The sequence below is a fragment of the Gordonia oleivorans genome (assembly GCF_040044975.1).
GTDB classification, from domain to species: Bacteria; Actinomycetota; Actinomycetes; order Mycobacteriales; family Mycobacteriaceae; genus Gordonia; species Gordonia oleivorans.
Genome location: NZ_JBDZDI010000012.1, coordinates 49,083 through 67,449 on the forward strand (window position 1 = coordinate 49,083; position 18,367 = coordinate 67,449).

Here is an 18,367-nt window from a genome sequence, read left to right on the forward strand (position 1 = left end):
CCCGACGTGCGATTCCTGGACGGTCATCAACGGACCCACGACCTGACCTACAACGACGTGTTCGTCGTCCCGAACCGTTCGGACGTCACGTCCCGGTTCGACGTCGACCTGTCGACGCGGGACGGTTCCGGCGCCACCGTGCCGATCATCTCGGCGAACATGACGGCGGTGACCGGTAAGCGGATGGCCGAGACACTCGCACGTCGGGGCGGACTCGCCGTGCTGCCCCAGGACCTGCCGACCGCGGCGGCCGCCGAGTCCATCGAGTTCGTCAAGTCCCGTGACCTCGTGGCCGACACCCCGGTGGTGCTCACCACCGAGGACTCGGTGTCCGACGCGCTGGCCCTACTGCACAAACGCGCCCACGGCGCAGCCGTCGTCGTCCGCGACAAGGTGCCGGTCGGCGTGGTCACCGAATCCGGATGCGCCGATGTGGACCGGTTCGCGCGGGTCCGCGACGTCCTCGATCCACTCGTCGTCACCCTCCCGATCCACACCCCGCCCCGCGAGATCTTCGATGCGCTCACCGACGTCCACCAATCGCTGGCCGTGCTCACCCACACCGACGGCACCCTGGCCGGGGTCCTCACCGCGGTCGGTGCGCTGCGGCACGGGGTGTACCGACCCAACGTCGATGCCGCCGGCAAGCTCCGGATAGCCGCGGCCGTCGGAATCAACGGTGACGTCGCCGCCAAGGCCAAGGGACTCGTCGCGGCCGGTGCCGACCTCCTGGTCATCGACACCGCCCACGGACATCAGGAGCGGATGATCTCGGCTCTCGAATCGGTCGCCGCGGCCGACCTCGGGGTACCCATCGTCGCCGGGAACGTGGTCACCGCCGAGGGCACCGTCGACCTGATCGAGGCGGGCGCGACGATCGTGAAGGTCGGGGTCGGTCCCGGTGCGATGTGCACCACCCGGATGATGACCGGCGTCGGCCGCCCGCAGTTCTCCGCGGTGGCCGACTGTGCCGAGGCCGCCCGCGCGCGTGGTGCCCATGTCTGGGCCGACGGCGGTGTCCGCCATCCCCGGGATGTGGCGCTGGCCCTGGCCGCCGGGGCGTCGAACGTGATGATCGGCTCCTGGTTCGCCGGCACCTACGAGGCCCCCGGCGATCTCCACCACGACGCCCGGGGCGCCTTCAAGGTCAGCTTCGGCATGGCCTCCAAACGCGCGGTGGCCGCCCGCTCGAGTTCGGACAACGCCTACGACCGGGCCCGCAAGAGTCTGTTCGAGGAAGGCATCTCCTCCTCGCGGATCCCCCTCGATCCGGAACGGCCCAGCGTCGAGGATCTCGTCGACCACATCTGTGCCGGGGTGCGCAGCACCGCGACCTACGCCGGTGCCCGCAGCATCGCCGAACTCCACGAACGGGTGGTGCTCGGCGTGCAGTCCCCCGCCGGTTTCGCCGAGGGCCGGCCGCTTCCGGGCGGGTGGTGATCGGCGGGTGCAGATCGTTCTCTACATCGCCGGACTGGTGGGGTTCGTCGCCCTCACCCTCGGCACCGCGCTGTTCGTGGCGGCCGAGTTCTCACTGACCGCACTGGAACGGTCGGCCATCGACTCCGACGTCGACAAGCGCGGCGATCGGCGGTCGAGGATGGTGCAGCGTGCCCATCGCACGCTCTCCTTCCAGCTGTCCGGGGCGCAACTGGGCATCACGATCACCACCCTGGTGACCGGTTACATCGCCGAACCGGTCCTCGCCCAGCTGTTCACCCCAGCGCTGCAGGCCGCCGGTCTCGGCGCCGGATGGTCGACGGGAATCGCCCTGGCGCTGTCGCTGATCATCGCGACGTCGCTGTCGATGGTGCTCGGTGAACTGGTGCCGAAGAATCTGGCCATCGCTCATCCGCTGTCGGTGGCCCGTTTCACCGCCGGTCCGATGACCGGCTTCTCCGCGATCTTCCGGCCGATGATCACCGGACTCAACGGCGCCGCGAACTGGCTGGTCCGGCGTCTCGGAATCGAACCCGCCGAGGAACTGCGGTCGGGTCGGTCACCGCAGGAACTGGCGTCATTGGTCCGCAACTCGGCACGCCAGGGTGCCATCGATCAGGACACCGCGACGCTCGTCGACCGATCGCTGCGGTTCGGTGACCTGACCGCGGAGGATCTGATGACGCCGCGGGTCACCGTCGAATGCCTCGAACGCACCGACACCGTGCGTGACCTCATCATCGCGTGCGCCCGCACCGGTCATTCCCGATTCCCCATCGTCGACGACGGCAGTCTCGACGAGCTCATCGGTGTCGTGCACATCAAACAGGCCTTCACCATCGCGCCCGACGAGCAGACCACCACTTCGCTCGCGTCGATAGCGCGAGCGGTGACCCGCGTACCGGTCAGCCTCGACGGTGACGCGCTGATGGAACAGATCCGGGCCGACGGGATGGAACTCGGTGTCGTCATCGACGAATACGGCGGTGCGGCGGGCATCGTCACCACCGAGGACCTCATCGAAGAGATCCTGGGCGATGTCACCGACGAACACGACTTCGAGCATCCCGATGTCGCCGCCGACGGCGACGGCTTCCTGTGCGCGGGCCTGCTGCGCACCGACGAACTGTTCGATGCCACCGGATACCGGGCGCCCGAGGGCTCGTTCGACACCCTGGGCGGCCTGGTGATGTTCGTCCTGGGACGCATCCCCGAGGTCGGCGACAGCGTCGAACTCCCCGCGCGGACACCGTCGACCGACGACGAGGACGACACCGACGGCGACGAGTTCGATCCGGATTCGCAGACGAGATGGCGTGCCACCGTCACGCAGATGGACGGCCGCCGGGTCGACGTCGTCTCACTGCAACCGCTGTCCGACGACGAACCGACAACCACGGAACCGACGACCACGGAGACGCGATGAACGACATCTGGGCGATCGTCCTCGCCGTCGCACTGCTCGCCGGGAACGCCTTCTTCGTCGGTGCCGAGTTCTCCCTCATCTCCGCGCGGCGCGACCGCCTCGAGGCCCTCGCCGACGAGGGCAAGTCGCGGGCCCGCACGGTCATCCGCGCCGGCGAACACCTGTCGCTGATGTTGGCCGCCGCACAGTTGGGCATCACGATCTGCTCGATCCTGCTCGGCCGGGTCGCCGAACCCGCGGTGGCCCACCTCATCGAGGGACCGCTGCACCTCGCACACGTCCCCGAGTCCCTGCTGCACCCGATCGCCTTCGCCGTCGCACTGGCGCTCGTGGTGGTCCTGCACATCCTGCTCGGCGAGATGGTGCCCAAGAACATCGCGCTGGCCGGCCCCGAGACCTCGGCGATGCTCCTGGTGCCGATCCATCTGCGTTTCATCACGATCGCCCGCCCGCTGGTCGCGTTCTACAACTGGCTGGCCAACATCACCCTGCGGGCGCTGCGGGTGGAACCCAAGGACGAACTCGATTCGACGGTGTCGCCGGTCGAACTGGCGCAGATGCTCGGCGAGTCGCGGGAGGAGGGGCTGATCGACGCCGAGGAGCACGCGCGTCTGGACCGTGCGCTGCGTTCGGTGACCCGCAGTGTCTCCGAGGTGCTGATACCGCTGGACCGGATGCGCAGCGTCGACGTCGAACGCGATCCGGTGACCGGCGGTACCGGTCCCCGTCTCGGCTCGGTGGAACGGGCCGTCAGCGACACCGGTTTCTCCCGGTTCCCGGTGCGCAGCATCGACGGAACCTACACCGGGTACCTGCACCTGAAGGACGTCCTCGACGACATTCTCGACGACAGTGTCGGACCCGACACGATCATCGGCATCGACAAGATCCGCCCGCTACCGGTGATCGCGGCCGACGCCCCGATCGACGAGGCGACGGCGACGCTTCGTCGCACGAGTTCACATCTGGGTGCCGTCGTCGACGACAGCGGCCGGACCATCGGGATCGTCGCCCTGGCCGATCTGGTCGAGGAGTTCGTCGGCACCGTCCGCGACGAAACGCATCGGGTGTGACCCGTCATGACCCGGATCCCGTCATGACCCTCACCGCGGTGAACACGGTTCTCACCACGCCGGAGTGGCAGGCACGGCGGGAGGCACACGAACGTCGCGTCGAGGAGATCATCGGCGACTACCTGCGCGCCCGGCGACGGGGCCACAAACATCCCGTCCTCGACTTCCTGTTCACCTACTACTCGTCCCGCCCGTCCCACGTCACGCGGTGGCATCCCGGCTTCGGGGTCACCCTGCAGATCGACGACACCCACACCGGCAGGGACCGGGCCCGCGAGTATCTGGGGCTGCGGGGCTATCACCGGGTACCCGACGGAGTCACCGTCGATCCGGCGTACCTGCGGCAACGCGCGCGGGCCGTCGAGTCGGCGGACACACTCCTGGCCCGCACCGCCGCCCGCCCCGCCCGGATGGGCTGCTTCGGTCTGCACGAGTGGGCGATGGTCTACCGCACCGACGACACCCGCCACGCCTACCCGCTACGGCTGGGCGCCACCGGCACCGACGCCGTCGTCGAATCGATGCCGTTGCGCTGCACCCACTTCGACGCGTTCCGGTTCTTCACCGACGCCGCCCGGCCCCGCAACGAGATCTCGCTGACACCGTCGGATCGCCTGGAGCGGGACCAGCCCGGCTGCCTGCACGCGACGATGGATCTGTACCGCACCTGCTTCACATTGGCACCGCTGCTCGACGCGCGACTGACCGTGTCGGCGTTCGAGATCGCCCGCGACGCACGCGAACTCGACATGCGCGCCAGCCCCTACGATCTGAGCGCACTCGGCTATGAGCCGGTGCTGATCGAGACCCCGGCGGGCCGGGCCGCCTACGTCCGGGAGCAGACCGGGATCGCCGCGCGGGGCGCCGCTCTGCGGGCCGACATCGGTGCCGCACTCGGACAGCTGCGGTCGGTCATCGCCGCAGGCCAACGCCGTGCCGGAGGCGAAGTTCCCGGCGAGTAACATGGAAGGCCGCAAGCGCGAACCCCGAGCAGAAAGGCTCACATGTCGGACCGCATCATCGTCGACGGCCTGCAGGTCGACCCCGTTCTCTACGACTTCATCACCAATGAGGCGCTGCCGGGCACCGGTGTAGACAAGGACGCGTTCTGGTCGGGTGCCGCATCGGTGATCGCCGATCTCGCCCCGCGCAACGCCGAACTCCTCGCGATCCGCGACACCCTGCAGGCGAAGATCGACGACTGGCACCGTGACCACAAGGGCGCCGACCTCACCGATCCGGCGGCCTTCGGTGAGTACAAGGATTTCCTGACCGAGATCGGTTACCTCGTCCCGGTCCCCGACGACTTCCAGATCGGGACCGAGGGCGTCGACCGGGAGATCGCCGAGACCGCGGGCCCGCAGCTCGTCGTGCCGATCCTCAACGCACGCTTCGCCCTCAACGCCTCCAACGCCCGGTGGGGTTCGCTGTATGACGCGCTGTATGGCACCGACGTCATCTCCGAGGCCGACGGCGCCGAGAAGGGCAAGGGCTACAACAAGGTTCGCGGCGACAAGGTGATCGCCTACGCCAAGGACTTCCTCGACAAGGCGGTCCCGCTCGAGCAGTGCAGCTACACCGACGTCACGAAGTTCGCGGTGACCGACTCCGGTGTCACGGTGACCCTGGCCGACGGCACCACCTCCACGCTGGCCGACCCGTCCGCCTTCGCCGGATACCGCGGCGAGGCCGGCACCCCGACGTCGATCCTGCTGCGCCACAACGGCCTGTACCTCGACATCGAGATCGACCCGACCTCCCCGATCGGCCAGACCGACCCGGCCGGCATCAAGGATGTCGTGATGGAGTCGGCGATCACCACGATCATGGACTTCGAGGATTCGGTCGCCGCCGTCGACGCCGACGACAAGGTCCTCGGCTACCGCAACTGGCTCGGCCTGAACAAGGGCGACCTCGCCGAAGAGGTCACCAAGGGCGGCAAGACCTTCACCCGCGCACTCAACGGCAACCGCGAGTACACCGCACCCGACGGCACCGGCTTCGATCTGCACGGCCGTTCGCTGCTGTTCGTGCGCAACGTCGGTCACCTGATGACCAATCCGGCCATCCTCGACGCCGACGGCAACGAGATCCCCGAGGGCATCCAGGATGCGCTGTTCACCTCGCTGATCGGGATGCACGGACTCTCCGGCGGCGAGAGCGGCCTGCAGAACTCGCGGACCGGGTCGATCTACATCGTCAAGCCGAAGATGCACGGACCCGACGAGGTGGCGTTCACCTCGCAACTGTTCGGCCGCGTGGAGAAGGTTCTCGGGCTGCCGGAGAACACCCTCAAGGTCGGCATCATGGACGAGGAGCGCCGCACCAGCGTCAACCTCAAGGCCGCGATCAAGTCCGCCGAGAACCGGGTGGTGTTCATCAACACCGGCTTCCTCGACCGCACCGGCGACGAGATCCACACCTCCATGGAGGCGGGTGCGATGATCCGCAAGGGCGAGATGAAGAAGCAGAAGTGGATGCTCGCCTACGAGGACTCCAACGTCGACATCGGTCTGCACGCCGGTCTGCAGCACAAGGCGCAGATCGGTAAGGGCATGTGGGCGATGACCGACCTGATGGCCGACATGGTCGAGCAGAAGATCGGTCAGCCGCAGGCCGGCGCGACCACCGCGTGGGTGCCCTCGCCCACCGGCGCGACGCTGCACGCGATGCACTATCACCTCGTCGACGTGTTCGAGCGCCAGGACGAGATCGCCAAGCGTGACCCGGCCTCGGTCGACGACATCCTGACCATCCCGCTGGCCCCGAAGACCGATTGGTCCGAGGCCGAGAAGCGCGAGGAACTCGACAACAACTGCCAGTCCATCCTGGGCTATGTGGTGCGGTGGATCGATCAGGGCGTCGGCTGCTCCAAGGTGCCCGACATCCACGACATCGCACTGATGGAAGACCGTGCGACGCTGCGGATCTCGAGCCAGCTGCTGGCCAACTGGCTGCGCCACGGCATCGTCAGCGAGGACGACGTCGTCGCCGCGCTCAAGCGGATGGCGCCGGTGGTCGATCGTCAGAACGAGGGCGACCCGACCTATTCGCCGCTGGCCCCGGATTTCGACACCAACATCGCCTGGCAGGCCGCCAAGGAGCTGATCCTCGAGGGCGCCAAGCAGCCCAGCGGGTACACCGAGCCGATCCTGCATCGCCGGCGCCGCGAGTACAAGGCAGCAGCGCAGGCATGAGCCGATGATCTCTCATCGGGCGGTGATCTCCACCTCCCGATGAGAGATCCTTCCATGGGAGGACCACCCGGTGGCACACCATCGCGTCGCCGATGACCGCAACAGGCTTCGGCATCGTGGGGTCAGTCGCGGTCTGGTCCTCGCCCTGTTGTCGGTGGTGTTGGTGGCCGCCTGCGTCGTCGTCTGGTTCCAGATCGCCGATCACGTCGACCGTGAGGGCGACGCCGCCGCCGCGACGTGCGTGGACGGCAAGGCGACGGTGACCATCGCCGCGGACCCGGACATCGCGCCGGGGCTCATCTCGCTCGCCGAGGTCTACACGCGCAGCAATCCTGTGGTGCGCGATCACTGTGTGACCATCGCGATCCGCCCCAGCGACGCGAAGGTCGCCCTGACGTCACTGACCGGCTCCTGGGATGTCGCGTCGATGGGCGATCACCCGGCCGCCTGGATCCCGCAGTCGTCGGTGTGGGCGGCCGAACTCGTCATCGCCGAACCCGACCTCGTCGACGGCACCCCGGACTCGCTGGTGACCTCGCCGGTCGTACTGGCCACCGCACCGCAACTCGGCGCGAAGGCCGACCAGCTGGACTGGGGCCGGTTGCCCACCCTGGCCACGCGCGACGACAGCCTCGACGACCTCGGCCTACGCGGCTGGGGATCGTTGCGGATGGCGATGCCGCGGGAGGCACAGTCGGATCCGTCGGCGCTGGCCGCGCAAGCGGTCGCCGCGCGGGTGAGCCGGACGACGGGACCCCTGACGGCCGCCGACGCGTCCACCGAGCGCGTGTCCTCCAGCATCCGCGCGCTCACCGGGGCGGCGCCGCGATCCCCCGATGGCACACCGGTCGGTGCGGCCACCGCGATCGCCGAGGCCGCCGATCCCGCCACCGCCGACATCCACGCGGTGCCGATCACCGAACAACGCCTGTATCAACTCACGAAGGACGACACGACACCCCGGCTGAGCGAGGTCATCCCGCTCGGCCCCACCCCGATCGCCGATTTCCCGGTCATCCGCCTCAAAGGGGACCGGGTCCCCGAATTCGCCGCGGCCGCGGTGTCGGAGTTCGTGACGTTCGTCGAGGACCCCGACCATCTCCGCGCCCTGACCGCGCTCGGATTCCGCGGTGACGCACCGATGCCACCCGAGACGGCGACCGTCACCTTTCCGATGACCAACGATCCGATGCCCGGTCCGGAGGACCAGGCGATCGTGGACATCAATCGCCTGGTCTACGGGCCACTCACCTGAGGTCAGTCGGCGAACGCCTCCACCGACGGGCAACTGCACACCAGGTTACGGTCACCGAACACGCCGTCGATGCGGCGCACCGCCGGCCACACCTTCGCTCGTGCCCCCGCCGACGGCAGCCCCTGCGGATAGACCGCCAGCTCCCGGGAGTACGGGTGATCCCACTGTCCGACAAGACATTCCGCGGTGTGCGGCGCACCCCGTAGCGGGTTGTCGTCGACCGGCCAGACACCCGCGGCCACCTGATCGATCTCGCCGCGGATCGCGATCATCGCCTCACAGAACGCGTCGATCTCGTCGAGGTTCTCACTTTCGGTGGGCTCCACCATCAGCGTCCCGGCCACCGGGAAACTCATGGTCGGCGCGTGGAATCCGTAGTCGGCGAGGCGTTTCGCGACGTCGTCGACGGTGACACCGGTGGCCTTGGTCAACCCCCGCAGATCGAGGATGCACTCGTGAGCCACCCATCCGCCGACGCTGCCGGTGTCCCCGGACCCGGCTTCGTGCCCGGTGTAGAGCACCGGGTAGTGATCGGCGAGACGGCGCGCGATGTAGTTGGCCGAGGCGATCGCGGTCAGGGTGGCGCGGCGCAGTCCGGCCGCACCCATCATGGCGATGTAGGCGTAGGTGATCGGCAGGATCGACGCCGAACCATAGGGCGCGGCCGAGATGGTCGGACCGCCGGGCAGCTCGGGTGCCAGCGGGTGGCCGGGCAGGAACGCGGCGAGATGCCGGCGCACCGCCACCGGGCCGACACCCGGACCGCCCCCGCCGTGCGGGATGCAGAAGGTCTTGTGCAGGTTCAGATGGCTGACGTCCCCGCCGAACCGACCCGGACGCGCAACCCCCACCAGGGCATTGAGGTTGGCACCGTCGACGTACACCTGCCCGCCGGCGTCGTGCACCGCGGCGCAGATCTCGGCGATGTCGTGCTCGAACACACCGTGCGTCGACGGGTAGGTGATCATGATCGCGGCCAGACGCTCACCGTGCTTGTCGATTTTCGCGCGCAGGTCGTCGACGTCGACGTCGCCGTTGGTCCGGCACGCCACCACCACGACCCGCATCCCGGCCATCACCGCGGATGCCGCGTTGGTGCCGTGCGCGCTCGACGGGATCAGGCAGACGTCGCGGTCGAGGTCACCGCGACTGCGGTGATAGCCGCGGATGGCCAGCAGTCCCGCGTACTCACCCTGCGATCCGGCATTGGGCTGCAGGCTCACCCGGTCGTATCCGGTGATGGCGACCAGCCAGGACTCCAGGGTCGCGATCAGTTCGCGGATGCCCTCGCCGTCCTCGACGGGAGCGAAAGGATGCAGACCGGCAAAACCCGGCCAGGTGATGGGCTCCATCTCGGCCGTCGCGTTGAGCTTCATGGTGCACGACCCGAGCGGGATCATGCTGCGGTCGAGCGCGATGTCCTTGTCGGACAACGCCCGCAGGTAGCGCAGCATCGACGTCTCGGTGCGATGCCGATTGAACGCCGGGTGGGTCAGATACTCCGTGGTGCGCACCTCGATCGGTTGCGCGAAGTCACGGGGCGTGACCTTGCCGGCGTCGAAGGCGCCGAGAACCGCGGTGACATCGGCGTCGGTGGTCGTCTCGTCACAGGCGATCCGGAGCCGATCGTCGTCCACCTGCCACAGATTGACTCCCGCGTGGTGGGCGGCGTCGACGATCCGGCCGGCCTGACCCGGTGCCCGGACCTCGACGGTGTCGAAGAAATCGGCGTGCTCGACCGCGAATCCGGCCGCGGTCAGGCTGTTGGCGATGAGCGCGGCCCGTTCGTGGACGCGGCGGGCGATCGCACGCAGGCCGCTCGGTCCGTGGTAGGCGGCATACATCGCCGCGACGACCGCCAGCAGCACCTGCGCCGTGCAGATGTTGCTGGTCGCCTTCTCCCGGCGGATGTGTTGTTCACGGGTCTGCAACGACAACCGGTAGGCGAGATTGTCGTCGGCGTCCTTGGACACCCCGACCAAGCGGCCCGGCAACTGCCGCGTGTAGCCGGCACGCACGGCGAGGTAACCGGCATGCGGGCCACCGAATCCCATCGGCACACCGAAGCGTTGCGTGGTCCCGAAGGCGACGTCGGCGTCCTGCTCGCCGGGAGGTGTGATGAGCGTGAGGGCCAGCAGGTCGGCGCCCACGGCCACCAGGGCGCCGGCCCCGTGGGCGGCCGCGATGATCGGCGCGACGTCGCGAATCCGGCCCGACGCACCGGGGACTTGGAGGATGACGCCGAAATAGTCGCCGTCGGGCAGTCCGTGCCCGGGCAGATCCGGGTGCAACGACGCCTCGACGATCTCGATGCCCAGCGGCTCGGCGCGGGTGTCGATGAGCGCACGGGTCTGCGGGAACAGATCGACATCGACGACCAGACGAGACGACTTCGACTTGCCGGCCCGCCGCAGCAGAGTCATGGCCTCGGCCGCGGCGGTGGCCTCGTCGAGCATCGACGCATTCGCGACCTCCAGGCCGGTGAGGTCGGCGACCATCGTCTGGAAGTTCAGCAGCGCCTCGAGGCGGCCCTGGCTGATCTCCGGCTGATACGGGGTGTAGGCGGTGTACCAGGCCGGGTTCTCGATCACGTTGCGCAGGATGACCGGGGGCGTGTGGGTGTCGTAGTACCCGAGACCGATCATCGAGCGACGCACGGTGTTGCGGGCGGCGAGTGAGGTGAGTTCGGCGAGGATCTCGGGCTCGGTCCGGGGTGCGGGCAGTGCGTCGAGTCCGTTGTCGCTGAGTCCGTTCTCGCAGAGGCCATTGTCGCCGACGGGATCGGCGATCACCGACGGAACGACGCGCTCACCGAGTTCGTCGAGTGAGGACACGCCGAGGGCCGAGAGGATGCCGGCGGTCTCGGCGTCGTCGGGGCCGACGTGACGGTCGACGAACGCGAGATGATCTGCTGCGGCAGCGGTCACGGGATGGGCGGAACCGGCGGGACGGGTCATGACGGGAGCGACCTCTCGGGGGATCCGGCGTATGCCGGATCGGCTGGGTCCTCCCCCTCTGTCATGCCCCCCGACCGGGGTCGGGCAGCGCCTGAGAGATTCGGTCCGTCGCGGCGTCACCGACGCGTGGGCCTTTCACCGTGGGCGGACGGGAGAACCCGTCACTTTCCAGAGACGCCGTCTTTCATCACGGTCCGGGTGCCTGAGAGTTTGACGAGGAGGTGTTGCTCCTTCGGCGGCCGCCGCTACCCCTCGGGTCCGGCGACGCTCTCCCGTGATGCAGCGACGCGCACACAGTGTACCTTCTGGCGACCTCACCAGCAGTCACCGTCGGCCCACCGCCCGGTGACCGGACCGGCAGGATTCACCCCGCCCGCGTGAGGTGACTATCCGGTCCGGCGGGCGCGGCTCTTGCGACGCGCGGCGAGTTCGTCCTCCGGGGCGGTCTCGGTGACGCCGCCGTCGGCGCGCTCACCGGGGAAGTCGGAGATCGTCCCGGTCAGCTCCCGCATCGCACCGCTGACCGCAATGCCGAAGACACCCTGGCCACCCTGCAGAAGGTCGACGACCTCCTCGGCCGACGTGCATTCGTAGACGGTGGTGCCGTCGGAGAACAGGGTGATCCGGGCGAGGTCCTCGACGCCGCGTTGCCGGAGGTGATCGACGGCGACACGGATGTTCTGCAGCGAGATGCCGGTGTCGAGGAGTCGTTTGACGATCTTGAGGACGAGGACGTCCTTGAACGAGTAGAGCCGCTGACTGCCCGATCCGGCGGCGCCGCGAATCGACGGAACCACCAGCGAGGTCCGGGCCCAGTAGTCGAGCTGGCGATAGGTGATGCCGGCGATCTGGCATGCACTCGGGCCGCGGTAGCCGACCAATTCGTCCGGAACGGTGTCGTTGGGGAAGAGTCCGGGCGCGATGTCCTCGAGGCTCCCCTGAGTCGCCTGCGCTGGGCGTGTCACGTCGCCGGTGCCGGTCGTCGGGTCGCTGTCCAACGGCTGATCGCCCACTGCAGACTCCTCGCCTGGGTATGAACCGGTGGTCGGACGTCGCTCGTCGACCACCTTCGGTGGTCTACCTTACGCGCCCGGGGACCGGTCGATGTCGTTCTCGTCGCCGGTGTCCGGCGACGTTCTCGATAGCGACGGTATGCCGGGGCCGGACCCCGAATCAACGCGACGCGCCCGGGGACCTCGACCTCTACTCGAGATGGAGGCGGACGGAGATCAGACGGTTGCCGTTCCGTGACGTGTCGCTACCCGACAAAACCGGGGCAACCCGTCACGCACCGCCGCTGGCCTTGAAGTCGTCCGGCGAGACGTTGTCGAGGAATTCTTTGAACTTCTCGACCTCGTCCTCCTTCTCGTCGGGTGCCTCATCGGACTCCTCGTCCGGAATCAGCAGTCCCGCCTCGGCGAGGACCTCCTCGTCGGCGATGATCGGTACCTCGGCGCGCATCGCGACCGCGATCGAGTCCGAGGGCCGCGCCGAGACACGCATGTCGTTGGCGAACACCATCTCCGCGTAGAACGTGCCCTCCTGCATGTCGACGATGCGCACCTCGACCAGCGTCTGCCCGAATTCCTCGATGAGGTTCACGATCAGGTCGTGCGTCAGCGGACGCGGGGGTTCGATCCCCTTCTGCTGCAAGGCAATAGAGGCCGCCTCACTTTGCCCGATCCAGATGGGCAGGTAGCGGGCACCGTCGACCTCGCGAAGCAGGAGAACCGGCTGGCTCTGCGGCGGCTCGACCCGGATACCCACCACGCGCATCTCGCTCATTACCTGACACCTCCACGCCTCGACGTCGGACCTTCATGGTTGGTCTCGACGCTACACCGCGGCACGCCGCGGCGACGGTTGTAGTCAGTCGAGCACGTCGCGAACCGCTGCCTTCACCAGCTGGGTGTGCAGCGTCACCGACAACGCGGCGATCTCGCGGATCAATTCCTCGGCCCGGTCACGCGCACCGGTCCCCTTGCCCTTGGCGATCGGGTTCGCGATCTGGGCGACGAGACCGGCCTCCCGATCGGCGGACACCTTGAACGCGCGCAGGTGCCGGGCCTCCACCCCGTAACTCGCCAGGGCGGCCGCCGCCTCGACCAGACGCACCGCGTCCTCGTCGAAGAACCCCGCCGGACCGGCGGTGAGCAGACCGTTGCGCTGCAGTTCGGTGACGAACGCGGCGTCGACGCCGGTCCGTTCGATCAGCACCTCACGGGAGACCCGGCCGCCCCGAGCGCCGAAGTCGGTGGCCGGCGCGACCGACGACCGCGCGGACGACAACAACCGGGGACCGCCACCCCCACCATCACCGTTGTCGATCGCCTCGAGTTGTTCCTTGATGACCTTGAGCGGCAGGTACCGATCACGTTGCGCGGTCAGCACGAATCGCAGTCGTTCACAGTCGGAGGCGGTGAATCGCCGATACCCCGACGGTGCACGCTCCGGGCTGATCAACCCTTCCGATTCCAGGAATCGGATCTTGGAGATCGTGACGTCGGGGAAGTCCTCGCGCAGCAACGCCAGGACCGTGCCGATCGACATCGGTCCGTCGCCGCGCTGTCCCGCAGAGGATGCCGGCACGTGCCTAGGAAGCCGATCCCTCGCGCGGGCCGCTGAGGAACACCAGCCGGAACTTGCCGATCTGGACCTCGTCACCGTTGCTCAACGTCGCGGTGTCGACCGGTTCCCGGTTCACGTAGGTGCCGTTGAGGCTGCCCACGTCGACAACCTGGAATTCCCCGTCGCCGCGCCGGAATTCGGCGTGCCGACGACTGACGGTCACATCATCGAGGAAGATGTCACTGTCGGGATGCCGGCCCGCGGACGTGGTCGGCTGGTCGAGCAGGAACCGCGAGCCCGCGTTGGGTCCGCGCTTGACGACAAGCAGCGCCGTGCCGGGCTGCAGACGCTCCACCCCGGTGTCGGCGGGCTCACTCGAGGTTGCGGCCGCGTCGAGTTCGTTGATGAACTCCTCGCGGAAGACCGATGTGGTCTCCACGGGCGCCTCGAAGCCGTTGTCGTTATCGCTCACTATCTCTCCTTCGTCGTCCGCAATGCTGTCACCTGTCGATCACGACGCCCTCGGCGCGCTCGGTCACCGATCACCGGATCACCCGGCCCCCGGAAACCGTGCGACTTCTCACCGATCTCGGCGTCGCCGGTCGAAACCCAACGTAGTCGAACCCAAGTAGTCGAACCCAACGTATTCACAGGCCTCGGCCGCACGGGGCCAATCGACCCCAACCGCCCGAGAAGGACACCGGTTGATCATAGCCGCCCGGGCAGGGCCGATACGCGGGTTGGGGGCCGTTTCCCGTTCCCTTCTCCGCGCATGCGGCCCACCCGGAACCGATCAGCCCTCGATGACCTGCCGATATCCGTCGGCGTCGAGGAGATCGGCGAGTTGGGCATCGAGCGCCCCAGCATCATCGACCGAGATCTCGACGAGCCACCCCGAATCGTACGGCTCGGAATTCACCAGATCGGGGGTCGACTCGAGTTCCTCGTTGACCGCGGCGATCGTCCCGTTGAGCGGACCGAAGATATCCGAGACACTCTTCGTCGACTCGACCTCGGCGAACGACTCCCCGTTCTCGACCTCCGAACCCACCTCGGGCAGCTGCACGAACACCACGTCGCCGAGCGCGTCCTGGGCGTAGTCGGTGATGCCGATGCGCACCGTCGTCGGTGCCACCTTGCGCACCCATTCGTGTTCGGGGGTGTAGGTCAACTCGGCCGGCACATTGGTATCGGTCACCGGTGCCCCTTTCGTGTCAGTCGGGAACTTCAGGTCAGTCGGGAACTTCAGGTCAGTCGAGACTCTAGCCCGTCGCATCGGGATGCACGTGGCGCAGGGACGGCATCGTCCGCATCACCATGATGGTCTGCACCCAGTACAGGACGAAGGACCACACATACATTCCGACGCCCCAGATCAGAAAGGCCCAGCCGATCGGGTAGCAGATGGTGCCGATCACCGAATCCAGTTGTCCGGCAAGCAACCACGGGAACGCACTCATCAACGCGAAGGTGGCCGCCTTGCCCACGTAGAGGACAGGGAGCGCCACCAGTCCCCGTGATCGGAGCAGCGGCGCGGTCGCGAACAACAGCACATCACGCGCGATGATCACGCCGATCAGCCACCACGGCACGAAGTCCCGCAGCCCGAAGCAGATCGGGATCACGACCACGTACAGACGGTCGGCGGCCGGGTCCAGCAACTCCCCGATCCGCGACGACTGTCCGAGCAGTCGGGCCAGTTTCCCGTCGAGCCAGTCGGAGAAACCGGAGACCATCAGGATCACGAAGGCCCAGCCCTCTGCCTTGACCACCAGCAACACCCACACGAACACCGGGATCAGCGCGAGCCGGAGCACGCTGAGCGCATTGGGGACGGTGAAGAACCCGGCGTCGGTGGCCGGTGCCGAATCGTCGCGCACTCCCCTGGAGGTCACCGGAAGATGCCGATGATTCCCTGCAGCGTCTTGGCACCACCGGAGGCGAAGAGGTTGTCGTGCACCATGTAGGTCCACGTCATCGTCGACCGATGCAGATCGGAGGCGCCGAGGTCGACGCCGTCGGCGGTGATGACGGCATCGCGGAAGGTGGTGCGGGACTTCTCGATCGCACGCTCCGGCAGTTCCCCGAACTCTTCGAGGATGAGCCGGTGGAATTCGTCGAGCGGGCTCTCCCGGCCGATGGCCCGCAGGTGGATACTCGCCCGCACGTCGGAGACGAAGGCCAGATGATCGGCCCACTCACGGTCGAGGTGATAGAGCATGATCTCGCGCGCGGCCTGTTCGAGGACCTTCTCGTCGATCGGTTCGACCGGGGCCCAGTCGGTGCCCTCGATGGCCTCGGTGTCAGAGGCCGACTCGTCGGCCGAAGTGTCAGGGGCCGACTCGTCGGTCGCGGTGTCCTCCGCGATCGCCGTGTCGCCGGTCGACCCGTCCGCGGTCTTCTCGTCCCCGGCCTTGTTCTCGTCCGCGGTCTTCTTCTCGTCCGCGGTCTTCTTCTCGTCCGCGGTCTTCTTCTCGTCCGCGGTCTTCTTCTCGTCCCCGGTCTTCTTCTCGGCGGTACCGGTCAGGACCGCATATCGCTCGGGTTCGAGATCTCGCAGTTCCTTCACCGCGGTATCGGTGGTCAGGATCTCCATGCGCCGCTTCACCACGATCTCGCGCTGCTGGTTGACCAGCTTGTTGTAGCGCCACGTGTTGGCATGCAGTTCGAGCATCACGCCCTCGGCGACGCGTTGCGCCTGTTCGATCAGGTCGATGCCCTTGGCCCCCATGAAGCCGTCCTCGGACTGTGACACCGGATCCCGTTTGAAGGACAGATTGCGGGTGACGACGGGATCCTCGAGGCTGCTGAAGAACACCGAGGTCCCCGGGTCACCCTGCCGTCCCGCGCGCCCACGCAACTGGTTGTCGAGCCGTTCGGTGTCGTGGCGTCCGGTACCCACCACGCACAGGCCGCCCAGTTCGACGATCTCCTCGCGTGCATCCTCGTCGTCGCTGGAACCGCCGAGCCGGATGTCGGTGCCGCGGCCGGCCATCTGCGTCGACACGGTCACCGCATCGCGGGCGCCGGCCTCGGCGATGATCTTGGCCTCCTCCGCGTCGTTCTTCGCGTTGAGGACCACGCACGACACCCCGGCCTTGTCGAGGAAGTAGGCGAGTTCCTCGGACTCGGCGACGTCGTGGGTGCCGATGAGCACCGGCTGCCCGGTCTCGTGGATCTCCTTGACGTAGGCGACGACGGCCTCGACCTTGTTGGCCTTGGTGTCGTAGACGCGGTCGGGCAGATCCTCGCGGACGTTGGGGGTGTTGGGCGGGATCTGGGAGACGCGCAGATCGTAGAACTGCCGGAACTGCTCGCCCGCGGCGATGGCGGTACCGGTCATGCCGCAGACCTTCGGGTAGCGCCCGATGAGTGCCTGCACCGTGATGGTGTCGATGACCTCACCGGAATCGGTCTGTGCCAGACCTTCTTTGACCTCCACCGCGGCCTGCATGCCGTCGGGCCACCGCTGCAACTGGGCGACCCGGCCGCGGGAGGCGTTGATCAGGTGGACGCCGCCGTCGCGCACGATGTAGTGGACGTCGCGCTCGAGCAGGTAATGCGCATGCATCGCGACATTGACGTGGACGAGGGTGGTGCCGACGTGTTCCTCGTCGTAGAGATTGATCCCGCCGAGTTCCTCCTCGACGAAGGCCGCCCCCTCGTCGGTCAGCGACACATTGCGGCCATCGACGTCGACCTCGTAGTGCTTGTTCTTCATGCGTGCCACCACGTCGTGGATGGCGGCGTCGGGGACCTCGACGTCGGTGGAGCCGGCCAGCACGAGCGGGATCAGCGCCTCGTCGACGAGCACCGAGTCGGCCTCGTCGATGATCGCGACGTCGGGGATCGGCGACACCAGCTGATCGGCGGACACGACGAGCTGATCACGCAGCACGTCGAAGCCGATCTCGTTGACCGAGCCGTAGACGACGTCGCCGTCATAGGCGCGCTTGCGCTCGTCCCGGGACGAGTTCTCCGACACCGCGTTCACCACGATGCCGAATGCGTCGAACAGCGGACCCATCCACTCGGCGTCGCGGGTGGCGAGATAGTCGTTCACGGAGATGACGTGGACGCGATGCCCCTCGAGCACGTAGCCCACGGCCGCGATCGCACCCGCAAGGGTCTTGCCCTCACCGGTGGCCATCTCGATGACGTCACCCTCGAGGAGTCGCAGGGCGCCCTGCAGCTGCACGTCGAAGGGACGCATGTCGAGGGTTCGGTCGGCGGCCTCGCGCGCCAGTGCGAGGAACTTGGCCCGGTCGCCGGCGTCGGACCCGATGTCGAGTTTCTCACCCTCGGACCGGAAGTCGGCACTGTCGAGTTCGGCGGCCCACTCGGTGTGGGCATCGGCATCCTTGAGCAGGCCGAGCGACTTGGACTGATTGCGTGAACTCTGGGCTCCCAGCAAACGCCACATGCTGTTGGTCAGCTTTCCCACCGAGCAT

The 18,367-nt window shown here is 67.7% G+C and carries 14 protein-coding genes and 1 riboswitch; of the genes, 6 read left to right on the forward strand and 8 right to left on the reverse strand.

The genetic code is table 11. The annotated features are described in order from the left end of the window. The first annotated feature begins 6 nt into the window (after nucleotides 1–6). The 6 genes from guaB1 to ABLE92_RS16830 all read left to right on the forward strand — a co-directional run bounded on the left by guaB1 (nucleotide 7) and on the right by ABLE92_RS16830 (nucleotide 8,391). A complete protein-coding gene (gene guaB1 / locus ABLE92_RS16805) occupies nucleotides 7–1,440 on the forward strand; it encodes a GMP reductase (RefSeq protein WP_348805885.1) in 1,434 nt (477 codons plus the stop codon). 7 nt (nucleotides 1,441–1,447) lie between these two features. Then, nucleotides 1,448–2,866, forward strand: coding sequence for a hemolysin family protein (locus ABLE92_RS16810; RefSeq protein WP_348805886.1), 1,419 nt, complete (start codon nucleotides 1,448–1,450; stop codon nucleotides 2,864–2,866). After that, entirely contained in the window at nucleotides 2,863–3,939 is a 1,077-nt protein-coding gene (locus tag ABLE92_RS16815) for a hemolysin family protein (protein ID WP_348805887.1), read from the forward strand. Before ABLE92_RS16810 ends, ABLE92_RS16815 begins: the two co-directional genes overlap by 4 nt. A 23-nt stretch (nucleotides 3,940–3,962) precedes the next feature. Then, a complete protein-coding gene (locus tag ABLE92_RS16820) occupies nucleotides 3,963–4,901 on the forward strand; it encodes a 3-methyladenine DNA glycosylase (RefSeq protein WP_348805888.1) in 939 nt (312 codons plus the stop codon). Nucleotides 4,902–4,943: 42 nt separating this feature from the next. Continuing rightward, a complete protein-coding gene (locus ABLE92_RS16825) occupies nucleotides 4,944–7,136 on the forward strand; it encodes a malate synthase G (RefSeq protein WP_348805889.1) in 2,193 nt (730 codons plus the stop codon). Nucleotides 7,137–7,206: 70 nt separating this feature from the next. Then, a complete protein-coding gene (locus ABLE92_RS16830) occupies nucleotides 7,207–8,391 on the forward strand; it encodes a hypothetical protein (RefSeq protein ID WP_348805891.1) in 1,185 nt (394 codons plus the stop codon). A 2-nt stretch (nucleotides 8,392–8,393) separates the two neighbouring features. Here ABLE92_RS16830 and gcvP read toward each other — a convergent pair whose 3' ends face one another. The 8 genes from gcvP to secA2 form a co-directional block, all read right to left on the reverse strand. Further along, nucleotides 8,394–11,348: an aminomethyl-transferring glycine dehydrogenase gene (gcvP, locus tag ABLE92_RS16835; RefSeq protein ID WP_348805892.1), complete on the reverse strand. Its 2,955-nt coding sequence runs from the start codon at nucleotides 11,346–11,348 to the stop codon at nucleotides 8,394–8,396. Between the two features lie 180 nt (nucleotides 11,349–11,528). Continuing rightward, nucleotides 11,529–11,633, reverse strand: a riboswitch (glycine riboswitch). Between the two features lie 101 nt (nucleotides 11,634–11,734). Beyond that, complete coding sequence (locus ABLE92_RS16840; RefSeq protein ID WP_348805893.1) at nucleotides 11,735–12,361, reverse strand: MerR family transcriptional regulator; 627 nt, start codon at nucleotides 12,359–12,361, stop codon at nucleotides 11,735–11,737. A 271-nt stretch (nucleotides 12,362–12,632) separates the two neighbouring features. Beyond that, nucleotides 12,633–13,133, reverse strand: a complete 501-nt coding sequence (locus ABLE92_RS16845; RefSeq protein ID WP_348805894.1) for a bifunctional nuclease family protein — start codon at nucleotides 13,131–13,133, stop codon at nucleotides 12,633–12,635. Between the two features lie 84 nt (nucleotides 13,134–13,217). Then, nucleotides 13,218–13,898, reverse strand: a complete 681-nt coding sequence (ftsR, locus tag ABLE92_RS16850) for a transcriptional regulator FtsR (protein ID WP_348805895.1) — start codon at nucleotides 13,896–13,898, stop codon at nucleotides 13,218–13,220. A 43-nt stretch (nucleotides 13,899–13,941) separates the two neighbouring features. Continuing rightward, nucleotides 13,942–14,391 (reverse strand): glycogen accumulation regulator GarA, encoded by a 450-nt coding sequence (gene garA / locus ABLE92_RS16855; RefSeq protein ID WP_348805952.1) that lies wholly within the window; start codon nucleotides 14,389–14,391, stop codon nucleotides 13,942–13,944. Nucleotides 14,392–14,709: 318 nt separating this feature from the next. Further along, nucleotides 14,710–15,114: a glycine cleavage system protein GcvH gene (gene gcvH / locus ABLE92_RS16860; RefSeq protein ID WP_348805896.1), complete on the reverse strand. Its 405-nt coding sequence runs from the start codon at nucleotides 15,112–15,114 to the stop codon at nucleotides 14,710–14,712. A 64-nt stretch (nucleotides 15,115–15,178) separates the two neighbouring features. Then, the gene (locus ABLE92_RS16865) at nucleotides 15,179–15,811 is read right to left on the reverse strand and encodes a CDP-alcohol phosphatidyltransferase family protein (RefSeq protein WP_348805897.1); all 633 of its coding nucleotides are present in this window, start codon (nucleotides 15,809–15,811) and stop codon (nucleotides 15,179–15,181) included. Beyond that, on the reverse strand, nucleotides 15,808–18,360 hold the full coding sequence (secA2, locus tag ABLE92_RS16870; protein ID WP_348805898.1) for an accessory Sec system translocase SecA2: 2,553 nt from the start codon (nucleotides 18,358–18,360) through the stop codon (nucleotides 15,808–15,810). Before secA2 ends, ABLE92_RS16865 begins: the two co-directional genes overlap by 4 nt. Between the last annotated feature and the right edge of the window lie 7 nt (nucleotides 18,361–18,367).